The sequence below is a fragment of the Erythrobacter sp. THAF29 genome (genome assembly GCF_009363635.1).
Lineage (GTDB): Bacteria > Pseudomonadota > Alphaproteobacteria > Sphingomonadales > Sphingomonadaceae > Erythrobacter.
In genome coordinates this window covers 2,100,129-2,119,674 of sequence record NZ_CP045392.1, presented here as the reverse complement: position 1 = coordinate 2,119,674, position 19,546 = coordinate 2,100,129, and the positions used below count along the sequence as shown (strand labels likewise).

The window sequence follows — 19,546 nt, the reverse complement described above, 5'->3', positions numbered from 1 at the left end:
CAGGATTGCCAGTGGCAAGTGCGATGACTAAATGGGCGCTCATGAACGACCTCGCGAATACTCCGCAATCCGAACCCGGGCGCGAGCGTCCTGTTCGCCAGCGAAAGCCGGACTGGATCCGGGTGAAGGCTCCGGTGAGCGAGGGTTATCACGAAACGCGCCGCCTGATGCGCGAACTCAATCTGAACACGGTGTGTGAAGAGGCCGCTTGCCCGAATATTGGCGAGTGTTGGACAAAAAAACACGCGACGGTGATGATACTCGGCGATGTCTGCACCCGCGCCTGCGCATTTTGCAACGTGAAGACGGGTATGCCGCGCGCTGTCGATCCGATGGAGCCGGAAAACACCGCCATCGCCGCAGCGAAGATGGGCCTTGAACACATCGTCATTACGAGTGTCGACCGAGACGACCTGCCCGATGGCGGGGCAGGGCAGTTTGTAAAAGTGATTGAGGCGCTGCGGCGTAATACGCCCGAAACTACCATCGAGATTCTTACCCCGGATTTCCGCGGCAAGATGCGTCCCGCTGTCGAAGCCATCTGCGAGGCCGGTCCTGACGTCTACAATCACAACCTTGAGACCGTGCCTCGGCTCTACCCGACTATCCGTCCGGGTGCGCGCTACTATGCCTCGCTGAGATTGCTTGAAGAGGTGAAGGCGCATAACCCCCTGATCTTTACCAAATCGGGCATCATGCTTGGACTGGGCGAGCAACGGCTCGAAGTGCACCAGGTGATGGACGACATGCGCAGCGCCGAAGTCGATTTCATCACCATGGGCCAATATCTCCAGCCGACGCCCAAGCACGCCAAAGTCGAAGAATTCGTGACGCCCAAAGCCTTCAATGCCTATGGATCAATCGCGCGCGCAAAAGGGTTCCTCCAGGTCGCTTCGAGCCCGCTGACCCGTTCGAGCTACCACGCAGGTGACGACTTTGCCGTCATGAAGAAGGCGCGCGAAGACAAGCTCGCCAAGGAGCAGCAACGCAAGGCGGACCGCCTGAGCCTCTGATGGTTGGTATTCGCGAAACCCGCAGGCTGCCATACAGCGCCGAACAGATGTTCGACCTCGTTGCGGATGTGGGGCGGTATAAGGAATTCCTCCCATGGGTGATCGCGACGCGTGTGCGCTCGAATAGCGAAACTGAAATGGTTGCTGACATGGTAGTCGGCTTCAAATCGATCCGCGAAAGCTTTACGTCCCGTGTGACCAAGGATCGCCCGCGCGAAATCGACGTCCACTATATCGATGGGCCTTTGTCAGACCTCGACAATGTGTGGACCTTCCGCGCGATCGATGAGAACAACTGCGAAATCGATTTTTGCGTGGATTTCGAATTCAGGAACAGGGTGTTTCAAGCGCTCGCAGGCCAGTATTTCGACCGTGCCTTCCGCAAGATGGTCGCCGCTTTTGAGCAGCGGGCGCACGACCTTTACGGCAACAATAGTTCAAGCGCGCAAAGCGTGGCCTGACGCCGGATCGAGGCGCGTGCCTCGGGCGCTGTGTTGTCGCCGCCCTCCGCATCGAAATGTTTGAGTTCGCCCTCGGGCTCGCCTTCATGGTTGCGATAGGCGCGCGCGAAAACGACTGTCCCAACCGGTTTCAACTGCGTGCCGCCATCGGGGCCAGCGACACCGCTGATTGCAACGGCGACATCTGCATTCGAGCTCTTGAGCGCACCCTGGGCCATCGCCCAGACACAGGCGATCGAGACCGCACCGAATGTTTCGATGATATCTTGCGCCACACCGAGCGATTCCATTTTCGATTCATTGGAATAAGTCACGAACCCGCGATCAAGAACGGCTGACGATCCGGGTATCTCGGTCAATGCGGCCGCCACGAGCCCGCCGGTGCAACTCTCGGCAAGAACGACCTTGCGCGCAGCTTCCTTGTTTTCGGCGATGACCCGCGCGGCCAGCTTGTCGACATCTTCTGGGAGGAGGTTCGTGCTCATCTCAATTCCTTCAGGCCGCGCTTCTGAGGCCTACGATAGCCTGCGCAGCAATACCCTCTTCGCGACCTGTAAAGCCAAGCCTCTCGGTCGTGGTTGCTTTTATACTGACGGCTTTCTCATCGAGCCCTGTGATGCGAGCGACTTCAGCCCTCATCGCCGGGCGGTGCGGGCCGATCTTGGGCGCTTCGCAGATGATCGTAAGATCGATATTTCCAAGAGCGAAACCGGCTTCGGCCGCCAGCTTTACCGCGTGCTCCAGAAACCGGCTCGAACGCGCACCCGACCATTGCGGGTCGCTGGGCGGGAAATGCGTTCCGATGTCGCCCTCACCGATCGCGCCAAGTACAGCGTCAGTGATTGCATGGAGAGCAACGTCGGCATCGGAATGACCGGCAAGGCCTTTGTCGTGATCTAGCTTGATCCCGCAAAGCCAGAGGTCTTCCCCCGTCTGCAGGCGGTGGACGTCGAAACCTTGTCCGATACGAAACTCCGGTGTGTTCATATTCTCGGCAAAGTCCTCGGCAAATGTGATCTTTTTGAGGCGTTCATCGCCCTCTACCAGCACCACTGTCCCACCTGCGGAAGTCAGCACCTGTGCATCGTCGCCAGCATCGGTCGCACCATCCCATGCGCGATGCGCCGCAAGAATGTCATCGAACCTGAAAGCCTGGGGTGTCTGGACCCGGCGCAAAGTGTCGCGATCTGCCTGGCCGGCCATGGTCCCGTTCTCGCTGACAACCGCGACGCTATCGACCACGAGGAGGGTCGGAATGGCTCCGGGAAACTGTGAAAGAGCCGCCAGCAACCTGGCGATAACGTGAGCAGGCAGGTCCGGGCGCGCCGCATCATGGATTAAAACCCGCTCGGTGCCGACGCCGGAAAGCGCTTCAAGACCAGCACGCACGGAATCCTGCCTGGTTTCACCGCCATCGATGATCGTGAGATTGGCCGCCTTGCCCGCCGCTTCGCGCGCTTCATCATGCAGTCCCGGAGGTGCGACGATTACTATTCTGTCGCATCCTGAAGCATTCAATGCGTTGACCGAATGCATCAGCAGCGGCTTGCCTCGCCAAGTCCGGAATTGCTTGGGGGTCTCGCCTCCGACGCGTAGGCCCTTGCCTGCGGCCACGATGATGGCGGAGAAAGAGGGGAGGACGGTGCTATCGACCATTGCGGCCCCGCGCTTAGGGTCTGGACGGAAGATGCGCAATCCACTATGCGCTGCCCAATATTTAGGCACTCCCTCTCATGACGACCCTACCAACTCCTCCGGCACTCAAGCCGATCCAGATCGGCCCTGTCGAAATCGCCGAGCCCGTGTTGCTCGCACCGATGACGGGCGTGACCGACATGCCGTTTCGCACACTCGTGCGGCGCTATGGCTCGGGCCTCAATGTCACAGAAATGGTCGCGAGCGAGGCAGCGATCCGCGAAACGCGCCAGTCCATCCAGAAAACTGCGTGGGACCGGATTGAAGAGCCGGTCTCGATGCAACTCGTCGGTTGCGATCCCGACAGCATGGCCGAAGCGGCCAAGCTGCAGGAAGGCAATGGCGCAGCGATCATCGACATCAATTTCGGCTGCCCGGTGCGAAAGGTCGTCGGCCAGTTCGCCGGAAGCGCGTTGATGCGTGAAGTTCCGCTCGCGACCAGGCTCATGGAGGCTACGGTCAAAGCGGTCGATGTACCGGTGACGGTCAAGATGCGCATGGGCTGGGATCATCAGAGCCTCAATGCCCCCGAAATGGCGCGCATCGCAGAAGATCTCGGCGTCAAGATGATTACGGTCCACGGCCGCACCCGCAACCAGATGTACAAGGGCAGCGCTGATTGGTCCTTCATTCGCAAGGTCAAGGATGCGGTTTCGATCCCCGTTATCGTCAATGGCGACATTTGCACCATCGAAGATGCTTCGAAGGCGCTCGAGCAATCGGGTGCGGACGGGTTAATGATTGGGCGCGGTGCCTACGGTAAGCCATGGCTGCTTGGTCAAGTCATGCACTGGTGGCGCACTGGCGAGCGTATCCCCACTCCGACCTTCGATGAGCAATACAGAGTGCTGGTCGAACACTACCACCGCATGCTCGATCACTATGGCCGCGAAGTCGGCACGAAGATCGCCCGCAAACATTTGGGCTGGTACACCAAGGGGATGCATGGTTCGGCCGAGTTTCGCAACAAGGCGAACTTCATCGACGATCCTGATGAAGTCCTTGGCGAAATCGAACGATTCTACGAGCCGTTCCTGCATCGCAGGGCAGCCTGACATGAGCTCTCCCGGGTTCGTGGGGGGACCAGATGACATCGCAGAAATTGCAAGTTCGATGAAGGAGCGACCCGACGCCGAGGCTCAGATCGCAGGCCTGGTTTTCGCGATGCTGCTGATCGATCCCGAAGGACGCATCGTCGAAGCAAACCATGCTGCCGAAAACCTTCTCGGGATCAGTTCGAGGCGCCTCGAGGGAAGGGCGCTGGGCGAGATACTCAACACCTTCGACGAACGCGTCACCGAGAAACTGGACATGCCAGACGCGGCTCTGGTGGCGCGGGACATTCGCATTCTCGCAAGCGAAATCGAGACGAGGGTCAACCTTACGGTGTCACCGCTCGGCAATCATCCCGGGTGGCGCGTGGTAACACTTTCGGAAATCTCCCACGAGGATACCGCGCGCGAAAACGATCCTTCGACGACCATCGGGGCCCCATCGATCCTTGCTCATGAGATCAAGAACCCGCTTTCCGCCATTCGCGGCGCAGGGCAGCTGGTAGCGCGCAAACTTCCGCATGCGGACAAGAAACTTGCCCGTATGATTACCGACGAGGTCGATCGCATCGCGCGGTTGATCGACCGGATGCAGCAACTTGGGAGCACCCAGGCCGAGCCCGCTGCACCCTGCAATCCGCATGAGGCTATACGCTCCGCAATAGCGACCGTTCGGGCAGCCGATGCCTCACAGGTAGAGATTCGCGAGGAATTCGATCCTTCGCTGCCACCGGTGCTGGTCAATCGTGATGCTCTTGAACAGATGCTGATCAATCTCATTTCCAACGCCCGTGATGCGGCCGCGGGCGCGGATGACAAACCGCTGATCATCGTTAAGACGCGTTTCGTGAGCGGTCTGGCCTTTAGCGCTATTCGTTTGGGGCGAGCGGTGCGACTTCCGATCGAGATTACGATTAGCGATAACGGGGCGGGAATTGATGCGGCAATGCGCGACCACGTATTCGAACCGTTCGTGTCCTCGAAGAAATCCGGGCAGGGCCTCGGCCTCGCTCTCGTGCGCAAGCTCGTCCGCGACATGAACGGAAGTGTTAGCCACGAGCGGGATGTGCGCGCCGGCCTCACGCATTTCCGACTGCATTTGCCGCAAGGGCCGCGCTCCGGGAGTGCCGGCGAATGAGCGGCCAGGGCAAGGGCAGGGTGCTGCTGGTCGAAGACGACCAGGCAATAGCCACCGTGATGATTGCCGCACTCGAGGACGAAGGATTCGTCATCGAACACTGCACAAGTGTCGCGGCGCGCGACAACTGGCTTTCGAAACAGCAATTCGACGTCATGCTTACCGACGTAATGCTCGAAGACGGTGATGGGCTTGCGAGCCTCGAGCCGGTTAGAAATGATGCACCCGACATGCCGGTAATCGTGCTCTCGGCGCAGAACACTCTCGATACCGCCGTGCGAGCAAGCGACAGCGAAGCATTCGAGTACTTCCCCAAGCCGTTCGATCTCGACGAGGTGGTTCAGGCGGTACTGCAGGCATGTGGGACGAGGGCGGCGCGCGCCCAAAGTCTACCCGAAGCCGAAGATGACGGGATGCCACTCGTCGGGCGCAGCCCGGCAATGCAGGGTGTTTTCCGCATGATCACCCGCGTGCTGCGCAACGACCTGACAGTTCTAGTCACGGGCGAAAGCGGGACGGGCAAGGAGCTCGTGGCGGAAGCAATCCACCAACTTGGCAGCCGCCGTTCAGGACCGTTCGTGGCGGTCAATACCGCTGCAATCCCGTCCGAGCTCATTGAGAGCGAGCTGTTCGGTCACGAAAAAGGCGCCTTCACCGGCGCAGTCGCACAGGCGATCGGCAAGTTTGAGCAGGCAAACGGAGGGACACTTTTTCTCGACGAAATCGGCGATATGCCGGCCGAAGCCCAGACTAGGTTGCTGCGCGCACTTCAGTCTGGTCGCATCCGACGCGTCGGTGGTCGGCAGGAAATCGCGGTGAATGTGCGGATCGTAGCTGCAACCAACAAGAACCTCGTGCCGATGATTGCGGCGGGGACATTTCGCGAAGATCTCTACTACCGTCTCAACGTCGTGCCGATCCATCTTCCTCCGCTTCGCGAGCGACGCGAGGATATCGAGGCTCTCTCGCAGCATTTTCTGGCGCAGGCAGCTGAGGAGGGCTTGCCTCGGCGCAGGTTGGCACTCGAGGCGGTCGAGGCTCTCGAAAAACGTGCGTGGCGCGGAAATGTACGTGAGCTGCGCAATGTGATTTACCGGCTCGTCCTCATGGCGCGTGACGATACGATCGATGCGGGGAGTCTGCACGATATTGTCGGTGAGGAACAGCTTGCTCCGGCAGCGGGAAATGAGTCGAGCGGCGGCGTAATAGCGCAGGCACTTGGCGCCTGGCTGGCGAATGAGAGTCCCGCTCACGGCACGGTCTATTCACAAGCAATCGCTGCATTCGAAAAGCCGCTGATCGAGCATGCACTTGGCGAGACGAGCGGGAACCAGTTGCGAGCTGCAAAGCTTCTGGGGATCAATCGTAATACGTTGCGTAAGCGCATAGGCGAGCTGGGAATTGAACCTGAACGCTTCGCAAGACCGGTTTAACGCACAAACGGTGGCAATCGTGCATATTTGGCTTGCATGATTGCAACACTGACGTTGTAACCGTGCAACGATGGCGACGTCCGCTCAAACACAAGAATCGTCTTCGCCGCGGCAATTTCCGCGCTGGTGGCGACAATTTGTGGTGACCTCGCGCCGGGCTAACATTTTTCGTTGGCTAGAAGTGCTCTCGGTGATCTCGCTGATAGCGGCGCTGGTTGCGAACTATCTTGCATACTCGCGCTCCCCTGAACCGGGTGATGTTCTGCCGACGATGCAGGTCTCTCTGCTTCTTATGGCGGTGCTGGTTCCGGCAATGGCGATGATCGTCCTGTACGGACGCCGTCTTGCGATTCGCCGCGCTGCGGGTAGCACCGCGAGGCTTCACGTGCGTCTCGTGTTCTTCTTCTCGATGGTTGCTGCCGTGCCGACGCTTCTGGTCGCGGGTTTTGCTGCATTCCTGTTTCAGAGTGGCGTGGATTTCTGGTTCTCCGATGAGTCCCGCGGACTTCTCGATAACTCCAACCAGGTGGCGCAGAGTTACTACGACGCGAACCAGCGCGACGTGGAACAGAACACGATCACGATGGCGACCGACATGCGCGATATCCTCGCGCGGGTTCCCCTGACCGATCCTGATTTCCCGGACTTCTACGCCTACCAGGCACAGGCGCGTGAGATTTCCGAGAGCGCCCTGTTGCAACGGATGGACGATGGCAGCCTGCGCATCGCGGCCATTCTTGCAATTCTCGAAGACAACGACCCGATCGAGTTCAGCGAGGCGGCACTGCCAAGGCTCGATGCAGGTGAGCTGGTGGTCGTTGAAGGCAGCCCTGAACGGATCGCCGCGCTCGCTCCGATCGATGTCGAAAGCGGCATCTACCTCTACAACGCCCGGAACACCGAAGCGGCGATGTTCAACGCGTGGTCGAGCGCGCAGGAAATTGCCTCGTCCTACGATGCGCTTTCATCCAATGCGCGCAATCTCCAGCTTCAGTTCAACATTGCGCTTATCGCAATGAGCCTCCTTCTGGTGGGCATAGCAGTTTGGTTCGCCCTGCGGTTTGCGGACCGACAGGTCGAACCGCTCACCGATCTCGTCGGGGCGGCGCGCAAAGTAGGGCAGGGTAACTTTTCTCTGAGAGTCGATGGGCGCACCGGCGCCGATGAGATTGGCCTTCTGAACCGAGCCTTCAATCGCATGACCGCGCAGCTTGAGAAGCAAACGCAGGCGCTCGTCAACGCCAACCGCCAGATCGACGATCGCCGCGCTTTTATGGAAGCGGTGCTGCAATCGGTTACGGCAGGCGTGATATCGGTCGACGAAAATAACCGGGTCATGCTGATCAATGGCTCGGCCGAGGCACTGCTGGCAGATGAGGAAACGGACGAGATCATCGGCATGCCGATCGATGAGTTGGCACCCGAGATCGGGCAACTGCTTCGTGAAGGACAAGAGCGCGCTATCGTCAGCCATGCGCGCGATTCCGAACTTCTAACTCTCGCGGTAAAAGTCGCCCCTGGCAGCAACGGTCACGTGATCACTTTCGAAGACATTACACGCCAGCTGCTGGATCAGCGACAGGCTGCCTGGTCAGATGTTGCGCGGCGTATCGCACACGAGATCAAGAACCCGCTTACCCCCATTCAACTCGCGACTGAACGCCTGAAGAGACGTTATCGCAAGCAAGTGGCGGACGATGACGGGGAATTGTTCGATGAGCTAACCAGCACGATAGTCCGGCAGGTCGGAGACCTTCGCAAGATGGTCGACGAATTCTCGAGTTTCGCGCGTCTTCCCAAGCCTGTTTTCCGGGCGGAAGATGCCGTCGATCTCGTGCGGCAAGCCGTGTTCCTCCAGGAAGTTGCGCACACCGACATCGATTTCAGCGTCAATGTGGACAAACTCGAAAGCCGCTCGATCTGCTGTGACCGGCATCAGTTCGGCCAGGCCATGACGAACGTCCTCAAGAATGCAGTCGAGGCGGTAGAGGCGCGCGCTGCCGAAGTAGGAGAGAGCTACAAGGGCCGCGTATCGGTCACGATGATGAATGATGAGGAAAAGCTCTCCATCATCGTTGAAGATAACGGCATCGGCCTCCCGCAGGAACGCGACCGTATTACCGAACCCTATATGACGACGCGTGAGAAAGGCACCGGCCTCGGCCTCGCGATAGTCAACAAGATCGTCGACGAACATGGCGGCGACATGAGCTTTGCTAGCGCGGAAAGCGGCGGCACGAGCGTAACACTGCGCTTTGCCCGCGATCCGCAAACCTCAGAAAGCGAGGCAGCTTGATGCTGCGTTATTCAACCACCCCCGCAAACACCCCGAGGAACCCCCGATGGCGCTCGAAATCCTGATAGTCGACGATGAACGCGATATTCGCGACCTTGTCTCCGGCGTGCTTGGCGATGAGGGCTACGAATGCCGGACCGCCGCAGACAGCACCGGCGCGCTGGCTGCAATCGACGAGCGAAGGCCAAGCCTAGTATTGCTCGATGTCTGGCTGCATGGCAGCGAGATGGATGGGTTGGAATTGCTCGATGCCATCAAGACGCGTGAACCCAACCTGCCGGTCATCATATTCTCCGGCCATGGCAATATCGACACTGCAGTGTCGGCCGTTAGCCGCGGTGCAATGGACTTTATCGAGAAGCCATTCGAAGCAGAGCGGCTCTTGCTGCTTGTCGAGCGTGCGACAGAGACAGAGCGTCTCCGCCGCGAAAATTCTCGGTTGCGGGACAGCAGCTGGAGCAGCGCCGAATTCACTGGCAATTCTTCCGCGATCAATGCGGTTCGCGCGACGTTGAAGCGCGTTGCCAATACCGGGAGCCGGGTCCTGATTTCGGGACCTGCCGGTGCCGGCAAAGAAGTTGCGGCGAGACTGCTTCATGCATGGAGCGGGCGGGCGGAAAACGCATTCGTGCTTGTCAACTCGGCACGGATCACGCCCGAGCGCTTCGAGCAAGAACTGTTCGGCGAGGAAGCGGACGGCAAACAGGTGCGGCCGGGGCTTTTGGAACTTGCCGATGGCGGCACGCTTTACCTGGATGAAGTTGCCGACATGCCTCTTTCCACACAGGCGCGCATCCTGCGGGTGCTTACGGAGCAAAGCTTCGTAAGGGTAGGGGGCACGCGCCAGATCGGCGTGGACGTTCGCGTCGTTTCGTCGACCACCCGCGATCTCGCGGTCGAGATGGAAGAGAAGCGCTTTCGCGAAGATCTGTTCTACCGGCTCAATGTCGTGCCGGTGACGATCCCATCGCTCGCGGAGCGGCGCGACGATATCCCGGCGTTGGCCGAGCATTTCTTCACGCGCTACTCGACTGATCAGGGCATCGCGCCGCCCGAGATCTCCGAAGAAGCGATGGCGGCTCTCCAGGCTTACGACTGGCCCGGAAATGTCCGCCAGCTGCGCAACGTCGTTGAGCGCACGATCATTATGACCCCGCGGGAGAGATTGACGACGGTTGAAACCGACATGCTTCCCGCGGAAATCACGGGCGGCAAGCTCGCGGCATCGGGCCAAGGCCTTTCGGCCATGATGGGCGTCCCGCTGCGTGAGGCTCGTGAAAGCTTCGAGCGTGAATACCTCACCATTCAGATCCGCCGCTTCTCCGGCAATATCTCGAAGACTGCTACATTTATCGGAATGGAACGCTCCGCCCTGCACCGCAAACTCAAGCTCCTCGGAATGGCGGAACGCCGCGAAAGTGCGCGCAAGGAATAGCGGGTCAGCTATCCCACGGAGAGTGTTGTCAAAATCAAGCATTGCCCGTTGCGCTTGCAATCGCCATTATGGGTGCACTGATACGGCGAGCGGGTGGGCTGCTCGTCCGGGTCGGACCTGCGGACCGTAACAGCGGCCGTCAAGAACAGGAGCATTCAAAATGTCGAACGAGCGGACCCTCTCTCCGCGATCGACGCCGAATCCTGGCGCCGACAATCCAGCCAACGCCCCCAGGCAACCGGGCGGACAAGGCAACCTGCAAGACGCTTTTCTCAACCTGCTGCGCAAGAACAAGACGCCGGTGACGATGTTTCTCGTCAAGGGTGTGAAGTTGCAGGGCATCGTGACGTGGTTCGACAATTTCTCGATCCTGTTGCGCCGTGATGGCCAATCGCAGCTCGTCTACAAGCACGCGATTTCCACCATCATGCCGGGCCAACCGATCGATGCCAGCCAGTTTGGCAGTCGTTCGGGAAGCAAGAAGCAAAGGCTTCTGCAGGATGTGTTCCTGGGCCGGGTGAGCGAGGCCAATGTCCAGGTAACGATGTTCCTCGTTAATGGTGTGATGCTTCAGGGAAGGATCGCTGCCTTCGATCTCTTCTGCATGCTTCTCGAACGCGATGGTGCAGTGCAACTCGCCTACAAGCATGCTGTTTCAACTATCCAGCCCGCGAGCCCTGTCGACCTCAGCGATCATGAGGACGATGAAAATGAAAATTACGGGACCAACGACTGAGCTTCGATGACGATCTGATGGACGAGGTGACCCGCGGTGCGCGGGCACTCGTACTGTGCCCCGATATCCGTTCGCAGCGCTACGATCTCGACGCGCGCGAACGGTTAGAGGAGGCGCAGGGCCTTGCGCTCGCCATCGGTGTGGAAATTGCGCATTCCGAGATTCTCACCATCCGGCAGATTCAACCCAACTCGCTCTTCGGATCGGGCCAGGTCGAAAATATCGCTACCTGGTGCGAGCAGTATGAATGCGAATTGGTTATCGTCGATGGTGCATTGTCGCCGATACAGCAGCGCAACCTCGAAGAAAGGCTGAAGCGCAAGGTTATCGATCGCACCGGGCTGATCCTTGAAATATTCGGTGAGCGTGCGGCGACGGCGGAGGGCCGCTTGCAAGTCGAGCTGGCGCACCTCGACTACCAACAGAGCCGTCTTGTGCGCAGTTGGACCCACCTCGAGCGCCAGCGCGGCGGCTTCGGCTTCCTCGGCGGCCCGGGCGAAACGCAGATCGAAGCCGACCGTCGCATGATCCGTCAGCGAATGGGGCGATTGCGCCGCGAGCTCGAGCAGGTTCGCAAGACCCGCGCGCTCCATCGCGAACGGCGGGGAAGGGCGCCTTGGCCCGTAATTGCGCTTGTCGGCTACACAAATGCCGGCAAATCGACCCTCTTCAACCGGCTTACCGGGGCTGAGGTGATGGCTGAAGACCTGCTTTTTGCAACGCTGGATCCGACCATGCGGGCCATAAGCCTTCCGGGTGTTGAAAAGGCGATCCTGTCGGACACGGTCGGGTTCATTTCCGACCTTCCAACGCAGCTCGTGGCGGCATTCCGCGCGACCTTGGAGGAGGTGACCGGAGCAGACATCATCTGCCATGTGCGCGATATGGCGAACCCTGCGCATGCGGCCCAAAAAAAGCAGGTGATGGAGGTGCTCGCAGATCTCGGTGTGGTGGATCGCGAAACGGGTGAGAGTGATATCCCGATAATCGAGGTTTGGAACAAAGCCGATCTTCTGAGCCCGGAACGTCAAGCAGAGCTTCGCGAAGTGGCAGAAGGTCAGGATGCCGTCCTGATCTCGGCAACGAGCGGTGCGGGGATCGACGATTTCACCGCGAAGGTTGCCGATATTCTCACTGCACAAGCGCGGGAAGTGACCGTGACCGTGCCCGTAAGCGACGGCAGGCGGATAGCCTGGCTGCACGCACATGGCGAAGTACTGCAGGATGAGGATGCTGGGGAGGGGGGTCAGGGTCCTTTGAGACGCCTCACAGTGAGGCTCAACCCGAAGGAATTGGGTCAGTTTTCGAGCCTTGAGACCTGAAAAGGCTCAAATTTCTGATTTCTTGACCGCTTGCCAGAGTTCTTCCTGCTGATCGAGAGACAATTTCGGAAATTCGTCGCCACCGAGAGCCTCAATGGCGCGAAACCGTTTCTCAAACTTCGAGTTGGCAGCGCGCAAAGCGTCTTCGGCTTCGATCCCGTGAGCTCGAACGAAGTTGACGACGGCAAAGAGCAAATCTCCGGCTTCTTCGAGCTTCTGATCGCCTGTTGCCGCTGACTTAAGTTCCTCGATTTCTTCCGAAATCTTGGCCTCCGAACCGCTTGTGTCCGGCCAATCGAACCCGGTTCTTGCGGCGCGCTTCTGCAATTTCTGCGCGCGCATCAAAGCAGGGAGCGCCAATGCAACGCCGTCCAGCGCGCTCTTGGCCCCTTTTTGTGCGCGCTCTGCTTCCTTGAGGTTTTCCCAGCGCGCCTCTTCCATCGTGCCGTCTTCGTTGCCGAAGATGTGCGGGTGGCGGGCTTCCATCTTGTCGCTTATCGAGCGTACGACGTCTTCGAAATCAAATGCGCCTGCTTCTTCTGCCATCCGGGCGTGAAACACGACCTGGAGCAGAAGATCGCCAAGTTCATCCTTGAGATCGGTTAGATCGTTACGCTCGATTGCATCTGCAACTTCATACGCTTCTTCAATGGTGTACGGCGCGATGCTGGCAAAATCCTGCGCAATATCCCATTCGCAACCTGATGCCGGATCACGCAGACGAGCCATGATCGCAAGGAGCCTCTCGATCTGTGGTCTGGTTTCGGTGTGTGGGGGCCCCTCCTGCATCGCTCACCTTTGGAATGATAATATATATTATGTAAAATATTGGGTGGTCCCCCAGTGGGGTGCCCTCACATGAAGAAACTCGCGAGCACAAATCCTCCGGCGAAAATCGCCACCCAGATCAGCGCCAATTGCACGTTCTTTTTCCAACCCAATTTGTAGGATGCCATCGCACCGCCGGCGAGCACGAGCCATCCCAGAAGAGCCACAATCGAAATCGTCGCCATATTGGTCATGCCATCATCTCCAAGCCGTCATAGCCAACCGTAACGAAATCCGGCACCTCGTCCAGCAGTGTCCGGTAGTCCATACTCTTGTCGAGGTGGCTCAGGACGAGATTTCTCGCTCGACTCCTTTCGCCAAGCTCGATCGCCATCGCAAGGTGAGCATGCGTCGGGTGCGGATCGCGGCGCAGGCAGTCGCTCACCAGGATATCGACCCCGTGAAAAGTCTCTATCATCTCGTCAGAAATCTCGCTGAAATCTGTTGCGTAAGCAATTGATTTACCATCAGCTTCAAAGCGATAACCGGTGGTTTCGCCGGGGCCATGCGCCATCTGGCACCATTCGATCCCGAACCCGGCTACAATCCGCAGGCGATCCAACGTGTCGATATTGACGATTGTCGGGTAACCATCCTGTCCTGCAAACACATAGCCGAAACGACTTCTCAACCGACGAACGGTGTCGGTCGATGCGTATCCGGGTATCGGTCCGCCACGCCCGTATCGCATGACGCGAAGATCATCGATACCGTGGCAATGATCGGCGTGGTCGTGCGTCCAGAATACCGCGTCTATCGAAGGTATCTTGTTGGCGAGCAATTGTGCACGGCAATCGCTCGACGTGTCGATCAGGAGCCGCTTTCCCTCTTCGCTTTCAACGAGAATGGAGACGCGTGTACGGCGATTGCGGGGTTCATTGGGGTCGCAATCCCCCCAGTCGCCCATCCCATCCGGTCCACCCACGCGCGGGACACCTGTCGAGGTGCCCGAGCCAAGCATGATCAACTTCACAGCTTCGCCTTGCCGAACAGCTTGGTAAAGTTTGCGGTGGTCTGGTCGGCGAGGCGCCCTGGCTCGGTGTCCCTCAGCTTTGCCATGAAGTGGGCGGTATCGGCGACATAGGCGGGCTCGCAGGTTTGCCCGCGATGCGGGACCGGAGCAAGGAATGGGCTATCGGTTTCGACTAGAAGTCGGTCATCGGGCACGTGTTTCGCAGCCTCCTGCAATTCCTTCGCGTTTTTGAAGGTGACGATGCCAGAGATCGAAATCGTCAGCCCGAGATCGAGTACCTTCCGGCCGAATTCTTCGGATGCAGTGAAGCAATGGATCAGAGCGGGAAACACCCCCTTCTCCATTTCTTCGGCCAAGATTTGATAGGTGTCGTCTTCGGCATCGCGGGTGTGAATGATGACCGGAAGCCCTGTTTCGCGTGCGACGTCTATGTGCATGCGAAAGAGCTTGGCCTGATTACTACGGTCCGAATGCTCGTAGTAATAATCGAGACCCGTTTCGCCGATTCCGATGACTTTTGGATTATCGGTTGCCGCAAGCAAGACGCCGCGCCCGAGGTCTTCATGCCCGTCAGCCTCGTGCGGGTGAATGCCGACGCTTGCGAATACGTCACTCTCCCGATTGGCTGTTGCCACCACCTGATCCCATTCACGGTGCTTGGTCGAGATATTGAGAAACGCTCCGACCCCTGCTTCACGCGCTCGCGAGAGCACGCCCTGCTGGTCCTCGACAAGCCCTTTGTATTCGAGGTGGCAGTGGCTATCGACCAACATCATTCGGACACCTGGGTTTCGGCCAGATCGAGCCGGGGGAAAACCGGTGTGGGCTTGGCCACCGTGAAACCGGTATCCACAAGGCGCCTGTACCAATCCTTGTCGAGAAGCGCGGCGTAGGTCCGTTCGCTTTCGGGCACGCCCAACTGGTCCAGAAGTGCTGCAGCCTTGCCCGGCACGACTGGCTGGATTGCAATGGCGAGGTCGCGCAAAGCGGCAAATAGCGTCAACAGCACGACCCGCATGCGTTCCGGATCAGTCTTCCGCAGCGCCCATGGCGCTTGCTCATCGACATACTGATTGCAGGCGTAAACCGCCTTGATCCATGCTTCGATGCCGCTTGAAAATGCGAGTTTCTCAAAGTGCGAAGGCAGTTCTTTGGTGCACGCCCTGCGAACCAGTTCGAGCAGATCCCGATCGGTCTCGCTCGGTTCGAACGACGTCAGTACGCCGTCCAGGTTCTTCGCAATCATCGAGAGCGTTCGCTGCGCTAGATTGCCGAAGCTGTTCGCGAGCTCCGCATTGGCGCGGGTGACAATCGCCTCGGGCGAGTAGCTGCCGTCCTGACCGAAAGCGATTTCCCGAAGGAAGAAGTAGCGCAGATTGTCAACCCCGAACTGCTCGGCCAGATCCATCGGATCGACGACATTGCCAGCGCTCTTGCTCATTTTCTCGCCGCCGCGCGCAAGTAGGAAGCCGTGTCCGAAGACCTGCTTGGGTAGCGGCAGCCCGGCACTCATCAGGAAGGCGGGCCAGTATACCGCGTGAAAGCGGACGATGTCCTTGCCGATCATGTGGATGTCGGCCGGCCAGTAGCGATTGAACATCTCGCCGTCGCTTTCGGGAAAGCCTACGCCAGTCATGTAGGTCGTGAGCGCATCGACCCAGACATACATCACGTGGCCATCGCTACCAGGTACCGGGACACCCCAATCGAAACTGGTTCGAGAGACGCTGAGATCCTTCAGCCCGGCCTCGACGAAGCGCATCACTTCGTTCCGGCGGGATTCCGGGCGGATGAAGGTGGGATTGTCGCGGTATAGGGCGAGCAACCTGTCCTGGTACTTCGAGAGCCGGAAAAACCACGTCTCCTCCGCGGTCCATTCGACAGGAGTACCTTGCGGAGAAAGCTTTTCTTCCCCCTCCCCTTGCGTCAGTTCGCTTTCGTCGTAGAAGGCTTCGTCGCGGACCGAATACCAGCCTTCGTAGCGATCAAGGTACAGGTCGCCCGCAGCCTCCATACGCTTCCAGAGTTCCACACTTGCCTTGTGATGCCGCGGCTCGGTCGTACGTACGAACTCATCGTAGGAGATATCGAGTTTGTCCGCCATCTCGCGGAAATAGCCTGACATTTCATCGGCGAGGTCGATAGTTTCGCGGCCGGCCTTGCGCGCCGTTTGATCCATTTTGAGGCCGTGCTCGTCAGTGCCGGTGACAAACCTCACATCGCGGCCGCACGCGCGCTGGAAACGCGCCATCACGTCGGTCGCGATACCCTCATAGGCATGCCCGATATGGGGACGGCCGTTGGGGTAATTGATCGCAGTGGTAATGTAGAAGGGGTCAGCCATTTGCGTGCTCGCTAGCCGCGCCGGCTGAGCTAAGCAAGGTTCCGATGTCCATTGAAAGCAGACCGGTATCAAAATTGTAGGTCGGCGCCTGCCCCGCCAATGCAACGAGTTCTCCATGCATTTCGATCAGGCGGAGGCGCCGTGCTGCATCGTCGGTCGTCCGCGCGTGATCCGCCACGAGAGCTTGCGCCAGCTCGAGGACGGCCTGAATGCGCCCACGATCAGCCCGTGGTCCAATCGCACGCGCCAACGCGCCCCGCACCTGAAAAGCTGCGTCGCCTTCTCGCAAGAGGTGGTCGATCAATTCGGCAAGCTCACCCAGGTCCTGCTCGACGAATCTCAAAGCCGCCCCAAGCGAACCTTCGGCGGCGCGAATGGCAGCATCTCTCGCGCCCGGTGCCACAGTTCCTGCGTCTTCCAGCAACCGAAAGAGATCATCGTCCGAAATCGTCGAAAATCGCAAAAGGCGGCAGCGTGACCGAATGGTCGGAAGCAGCCGCGCCGGACGGTGCGTGATCAGGAGGAAGAATGTTCCCTGGGGTGGCTCTTCGAGACTTTTGAGCAGTGCATTCGAAGCGCTCGGCTCCATATCGTCGGCGGGATCGATGATGATAGCCCTTCGCGCGCCCAATGTCGGACGCGTGGTGAGCCGCTTCTGCATTTCGCGGACTTGCCCGACGGTGATGTTGCGTTTGGTCTGGTAGGGCTTCCCCTCGTCGCGCTTCTTTTCCTCCTTCTCGTCCTTGGGAAGATGAGTAAGCGTAATGATGTCAGGATGATCGCCGGGCGGCTGAGGATTGCCCTTCTCTGCGACAAGTTCTCGCGCAGCAAGCTGCGCAAAGTCGCGTTTTCCCAGCCCGCTCTTGCCCGCGAGGATCCAGCCATGGTGCATCCGATCGCCCGCCATGGCGCGGCGCCATTCGGACCAGGCCTCCGCATGGTTGGGCCACCCTGTCACTCCGAGCGCTCTTCGAGGAGCGGTGTGATAGCGGCCATCACTCGCTGGTGGACCGCTTCGGCATCGCCGCTACCGTCGACGACGACGAAACCTTCTGGATCAGCCTGCGCAATCACGTTGAAGCGGGCGGCAACACGGTGGTGATATGCTGAATCCCTTCCTCCAATTGCGTCGGCTTCGCCCCCGTCACGCGACAGCAATCGTTCGGTTAACTGGCCCGGTTCCACTTCGATCAAGATCGTAAGATCGGGCCGCAGGCCGTCGCTCCCGAATTCATGAAGCGCCTGGATGGCCTCGTCGCCGAGCCCCCCTGCCCCGCCCTGATAGGCGCGTGAAGAGTCGACGAAGCGGTCGCAGATCACCCATTCGCCGGCTTCAAGCGCGGGAAGAATTCGGCGCTCGACATGATCTGCACGCGCCGCCGCGAATAAGAGAGCTTCGGCCTTAGCACCCCATCCCTGGCCATCCTCACCGACCGGCGGCTCAAGCAGCAGCTTGCGGATTGCTTCCGCACCGGGCGTGCCGCCGGGTTCGCGCGTCACTTCGACCCTGATGCCGCGTTCGCGCAAGGCGTTCTCAAGCAGCGTTGCCTGCGTCGTCTTCCCCGCGCCTTCTCCGCCTTCGAACGCGATGAACTTTCCGCGCGGCTTACCTTCACTCATCCGAACCACCCTGCAACACCATTCCAGATACGCCCCAAAAAGCCGGCCTGATCGACATCCTTTCCTGCAACCAACGGAACGATCGCCGGATCCATCCCCGGAACGGAGATTCTAAGATGGGCAATCTCAACTCCCGATGAAATGGGCGCACGCACCGGGCCATCGTAAACAATACTCGCGGATATCGGACCCGTCGCATTGGTTGGCACGTTGACGTACACATTCCTGTCCGCAACCAGCGGGATGCTGCGCGATGCGCCGCCCTGAACGCGTGCTTCTCCAACCACTGCGCCGCGCGCGAAAATCCTGCGCCTGTCGAAGTTGCTGAACCCCCATTCGATAAGCTGACGCGACAAGCGGGCGCGCAGTGCGTTCCTATCCACACCCGCAATGACGAACATCAAACGCTGGCCATTGCGATTTGCCGTGCCGAGGAAGCCGAAGCCTGCCTCATTGGTGAAGCCGGTCTTGATCCCGTCCGCACCGGCGACGCGGCCAATCATTGGATCGCGATTGGGCTGGGTGATGTTGTTGAAGGTGTATTCCGGCCGACCGACATAACGCGCAAACTTGTCCGGATGGCGCTCGACCATCGCTTGCCCGAGCCGAACGAGATCGGCGGCGCTCGTGAACGTGCGACCTTCATCCGGCCAACCGTTCGGCGTTCCGTAATGCGTGTTGGAAAGACCCAGTTCGCGCGCTTTCGCATTCATGGCATCGACCCAGGCCTCGACTGAACCGGCATACCCTTCGGCAAGCATTATCGAACCATCATTCGCCGAAATGTTGGCGATCCCCCCGATCAGATCGCCCACTCGAACCCTCGCATCGGCAGGAAGAAACATGGTCGAACCCTTTTGGGCCCATTCCCTCCATGTGTCTTCGCGAATGGTCATCACCTGCGCGGGAGACAGCTTACCTTCTTCGATCAACTCGAACGCGAGAAAGACCGTCATCACCTTTGTCATTGAGGCAGGAATGAAACGGCGGTCGGCATTGCGCGAATAAAGAACCTGGCCTGAGGTCACATCGACCAGGTGGACTATTGGTGCCTCGTCTTCACCAGGCACAGCTGGCTCGGCGCTTTCCCGTGCGTTTGCAGGGCTGGACAATGCAGAGGCCGCAAACGCCAACAAGGCAGCAACGCACAGGGCCCGCACCAGATTCAATAGTCGGAAAGTCACCCCTGTTCCATACTCG

19 protein-coding genes are annotated in these 19,546 nt (G+C 59.2%); 9 read left to right on the top strand and 10 right to left on the bottom strand.

Annotated elements, in window-relative coordinates; all coding sequences use genetic code 11:
- Positions 1-41: 41 nt before the first annotated feature.
- Together lipA and FIU90_RS10235 are read left to right on the top strand one after the other, a co-directional pair.
- The gene (lipA, locus tag FIU90_RS10240) at positions 42-1,013 is read left to right on the top strand and encodes a lipoyl synthase (protein ID WP_152434659.1); all 972 of its coding nucleotides are present in this window, start codon (positions 42-44) and stop codon (positions 1,011-1,013) included.
- The gene (locus tag FIU90_RS10235) at positions 1,013-1,474 is read left to right on the top strand and encodes a type II toxin-antitoxin system RatA family toxin (RefSeq protein ID WP_152434658.1); all 462 of its coding nucleotides are present in this window, start codon (positions 1,013-1,015) and stop codon (positions 1,472-1,474) included. The genes lipA and FIU90_RS10235 overlap by 1 nt, the downstream gene beginning before the upstream one ends.
- Here the strand turns inward: FIU90_RS10235 and FIU90_RS10230 are convergent.
- Together FIU90_RS10230 and FIU90_RS10225 are read right to left on the bottom strand one after the other, a co-directional pair.
- Positions 1,435-1,959, bottom strand: a complete 525-nt coding sequence (locus FIU90_RS10230; protein ID WP_152434657.1) for a CinA family protein — start codon at positions 1,957-1,959, stop codon at positions 1,435-1,437. The two genes, FIU90_RS10235 and FIU90_RS10230, sit on opposite strands and share 40 nt — an antisense overlap.
- Positions 1,960-1,969: 10 nt before the next feature.
- Positions 1,970-3,130, bottom strand: a complete 1,161-nt coding sequence (locus FIU90_RS10225) for a bifunctional 2-C-methyl-D-erythritol 4-phosphate cytidylyltransferase/2-C-methyl-D-erythritol 2,4-cyclodiphosphate synthase (RefSeq protein ID WP_152434656.1) — start codon at positions 3,128-3,130, stop codon at positions 1,970-1,972.
- A gap of 77 nt (positions 3,131-3,207) precedes the next feature.
- On the opposite strand from FIU90_RS10225, the gene dusB reads away from it, so the two are divergent.
- The 7 genes from dusB (at position 3,208) to hflX (ending at position 12,581) form a co-directional block, all read left to right on the top strand.
- Complete coding sequence (gene dusB / locus FIU90_RS10220; protein WP_152434655.1) at positions 3,208-4,224, top strand: tRNA dihydrouridine synthase DusB; 1,017 nt, start codon at positions 3,208-3,210, stop codon at positions 4,222-4,224.
- A gap of 1 nt (position 4,225) precedes the next feature.
- The gene (locus FIU90_RS10215; protein WP_370515057.1) at positions 4,226-5,359 is read left to right on the top strand and encodes a nitrogen regulation protein NR(II); all 1,134 of its coding nucleotides are present in this window, start codon (positions 4,226-4,228) and stop codon (positions 5,357-5,359) included.
- Complete coding sequence (ntrC, locus tag FIU90_RS10210; protein ID WP_152434654.1) at positions 5,356-6,792, top strand: nitrogen regulation protein NR(I); 1,437 nt, start codon at positions 5,356-5,358, stop codon at positions 6,790-6,792. The genes FIU90_RS10215 and ntrC overlap by 4 nt, the downstream gene beginning before the upstream one ends.
- Positions 6,793-6,862: 70 nt before the next feature.
- A complete protein-coding gene (locus FIU90_RS10205; protein ID WP_152434653.1) occupies positions 6,863-9,088 on the top strand; it encodes an ATP-binding protein in 2,226 nt (741 codons plus the stop codon).
- 46 nt (positions 9,089-9,134) lie between these two features.
- Positions 9,135-10,523, top strand: a complete 1,389-nt coding sequence (locus FIU90_RS10200) for a sigma-54 dependent transcriptional regulator (RefSeq protein WP_152434652.1) — start codon at positions 9,135-9,137, stop codon at positions 10,521-10,523.
- Positions 10,524-10,683: 160 nt separating this feature from the next.
- Complete coding sequence (gene hfq / locus FIU90_RS10195; RefSeq protein ID WP_152434651.1) at positions 10,684-11,259, top strand: RNA chaperone Hfq; 576 nt, start codon at positions 10,684-10,686, stop codon at positions 11,257-11,259.
- A 17-nt stretch (positions 11,260-11,276) separates the two neighbouring features.
- Positions 11,277-12,581 (top strand): GTPase HflX, encoded by a 1,305-nt coding sequence (gene hflX, locus FIU90_RS10190; RefSeq protein WP_152434650.1) that lies wholly within the window; start codon positions 11,277-11,279, stop codon positions 12,579-12,581.
- 6 nt (positions 12,582-12,587) lie between these two features.
- On the opposite strand, the gene mazG is transcribed toward hflX, so the two are convergent.
- From mazG to FIU90_RS10155, 8 genes are all read right to left on the bottom strand, one after another.
- Positions 12,588-13,370 (bottom strand): nucleoside triphosphate pyrophosphohydrolase, encoded by a 783-nt coding sequence (gene mazG / locus FIU90_RS10185; protein WP_152434649.1) that lies wholly within the window; start codon positions 13,368-13,370, stop codon positions 12,588-12,590.
- A gap of 65 nt (positions 13,371-13,435) precedes the next feature.
- The gene (locus FIU90_RS15555; RefSeq protein WP_172970244.1) at positions 13,436-13,603 is read right to left on the bottom strand and encodes a hypothetical protein; all 168 of its coding nucleotides are present in this window, start codon (positions 13,601-13,603) and stop codon (positions 13,436-13,438) included.
- Positions 13,600-14,382 carry an MBL fold metallo-hydrolase gene (locus tag FIU90_RS10180; protein ID WP_152434648.1) on the bottom strand — a complete coding sequence of 261 codons (783 nt, stop codon included), beginning with the start codon at positions 14,380-14,382 and terminating at the stop codon, positions 13,600-13,602. Before FIU90_RS10180 ends, FIU90_RS15555 begins: the two co-directional genes overlap by 4 nt.
- A complete protein-coding gene (locus FIU90_RS10175; RefSeq protein ID WP_152435797.1) occupies positions 14,379-15,155 on the bottom strand; it encodes a TatD family hydrolase in 777 nt (258 codons plus the stop codon). The genes FIU90_RS10180 and FIU90_RS10175 overlap by 4 nt, the downstream gene beginning before the upstream one ends.
- On the bottom strand, positions 15,155-16,726 hold the full coding sequence (gene metG, locus FIU90_RS10170) for a methionine--tRNA ligase (protein ID WP_152434647.1): 1,572 nt from the start codon (positions 16,724-16,726) through the stop codon (positions 15,155-15,157). The genes FIU90_RS10175 and metG overlap by 1 nt, the downstream gene beginning before the upstream one ends.
- On the bottom strand, positions 16,719-17,684 hold the full coding sequence (locus FIU90_RS10165) for a DNA polymerase III subunit delta' (protein ID WP_152434646.1): 966 nt from the start codon (positions 17,682-17,684) through the stop codon (positions 16,719-16,721). Before FIU90_RS10165 ends, metG begins: the two co-directional genes overlap by 8 nt.
- Entirely contained in the window at positions 17,681-18,346 is a 666-nt protein-coding gene (gene tmk, locus FIU90_RS10160; protein WP_152434645.1) for a dTMP kinase, read from the bottom strand. Before tmk ends, FIU90_RS10165 begins: the two co-directional genes overlap by 4 nt.
- Positions 18,343-19,458 (bottom strand): D-alanyl-D-alanine carboxypeptidase family protein, encoded by a 1,116-nt coding sequence (locus tag FIU90_RS10155; protein WP_234029485.1) that lies wholly within the window; start codon positions 19,456-19,458, stop codon positions 18,343-18,345. Before FIU90_RS10155 ends, tmk begins: the two co-directional genes overlap by 4 nt.
- Positions 19,459-19,546: the final 88 nt, after the last annotated feature.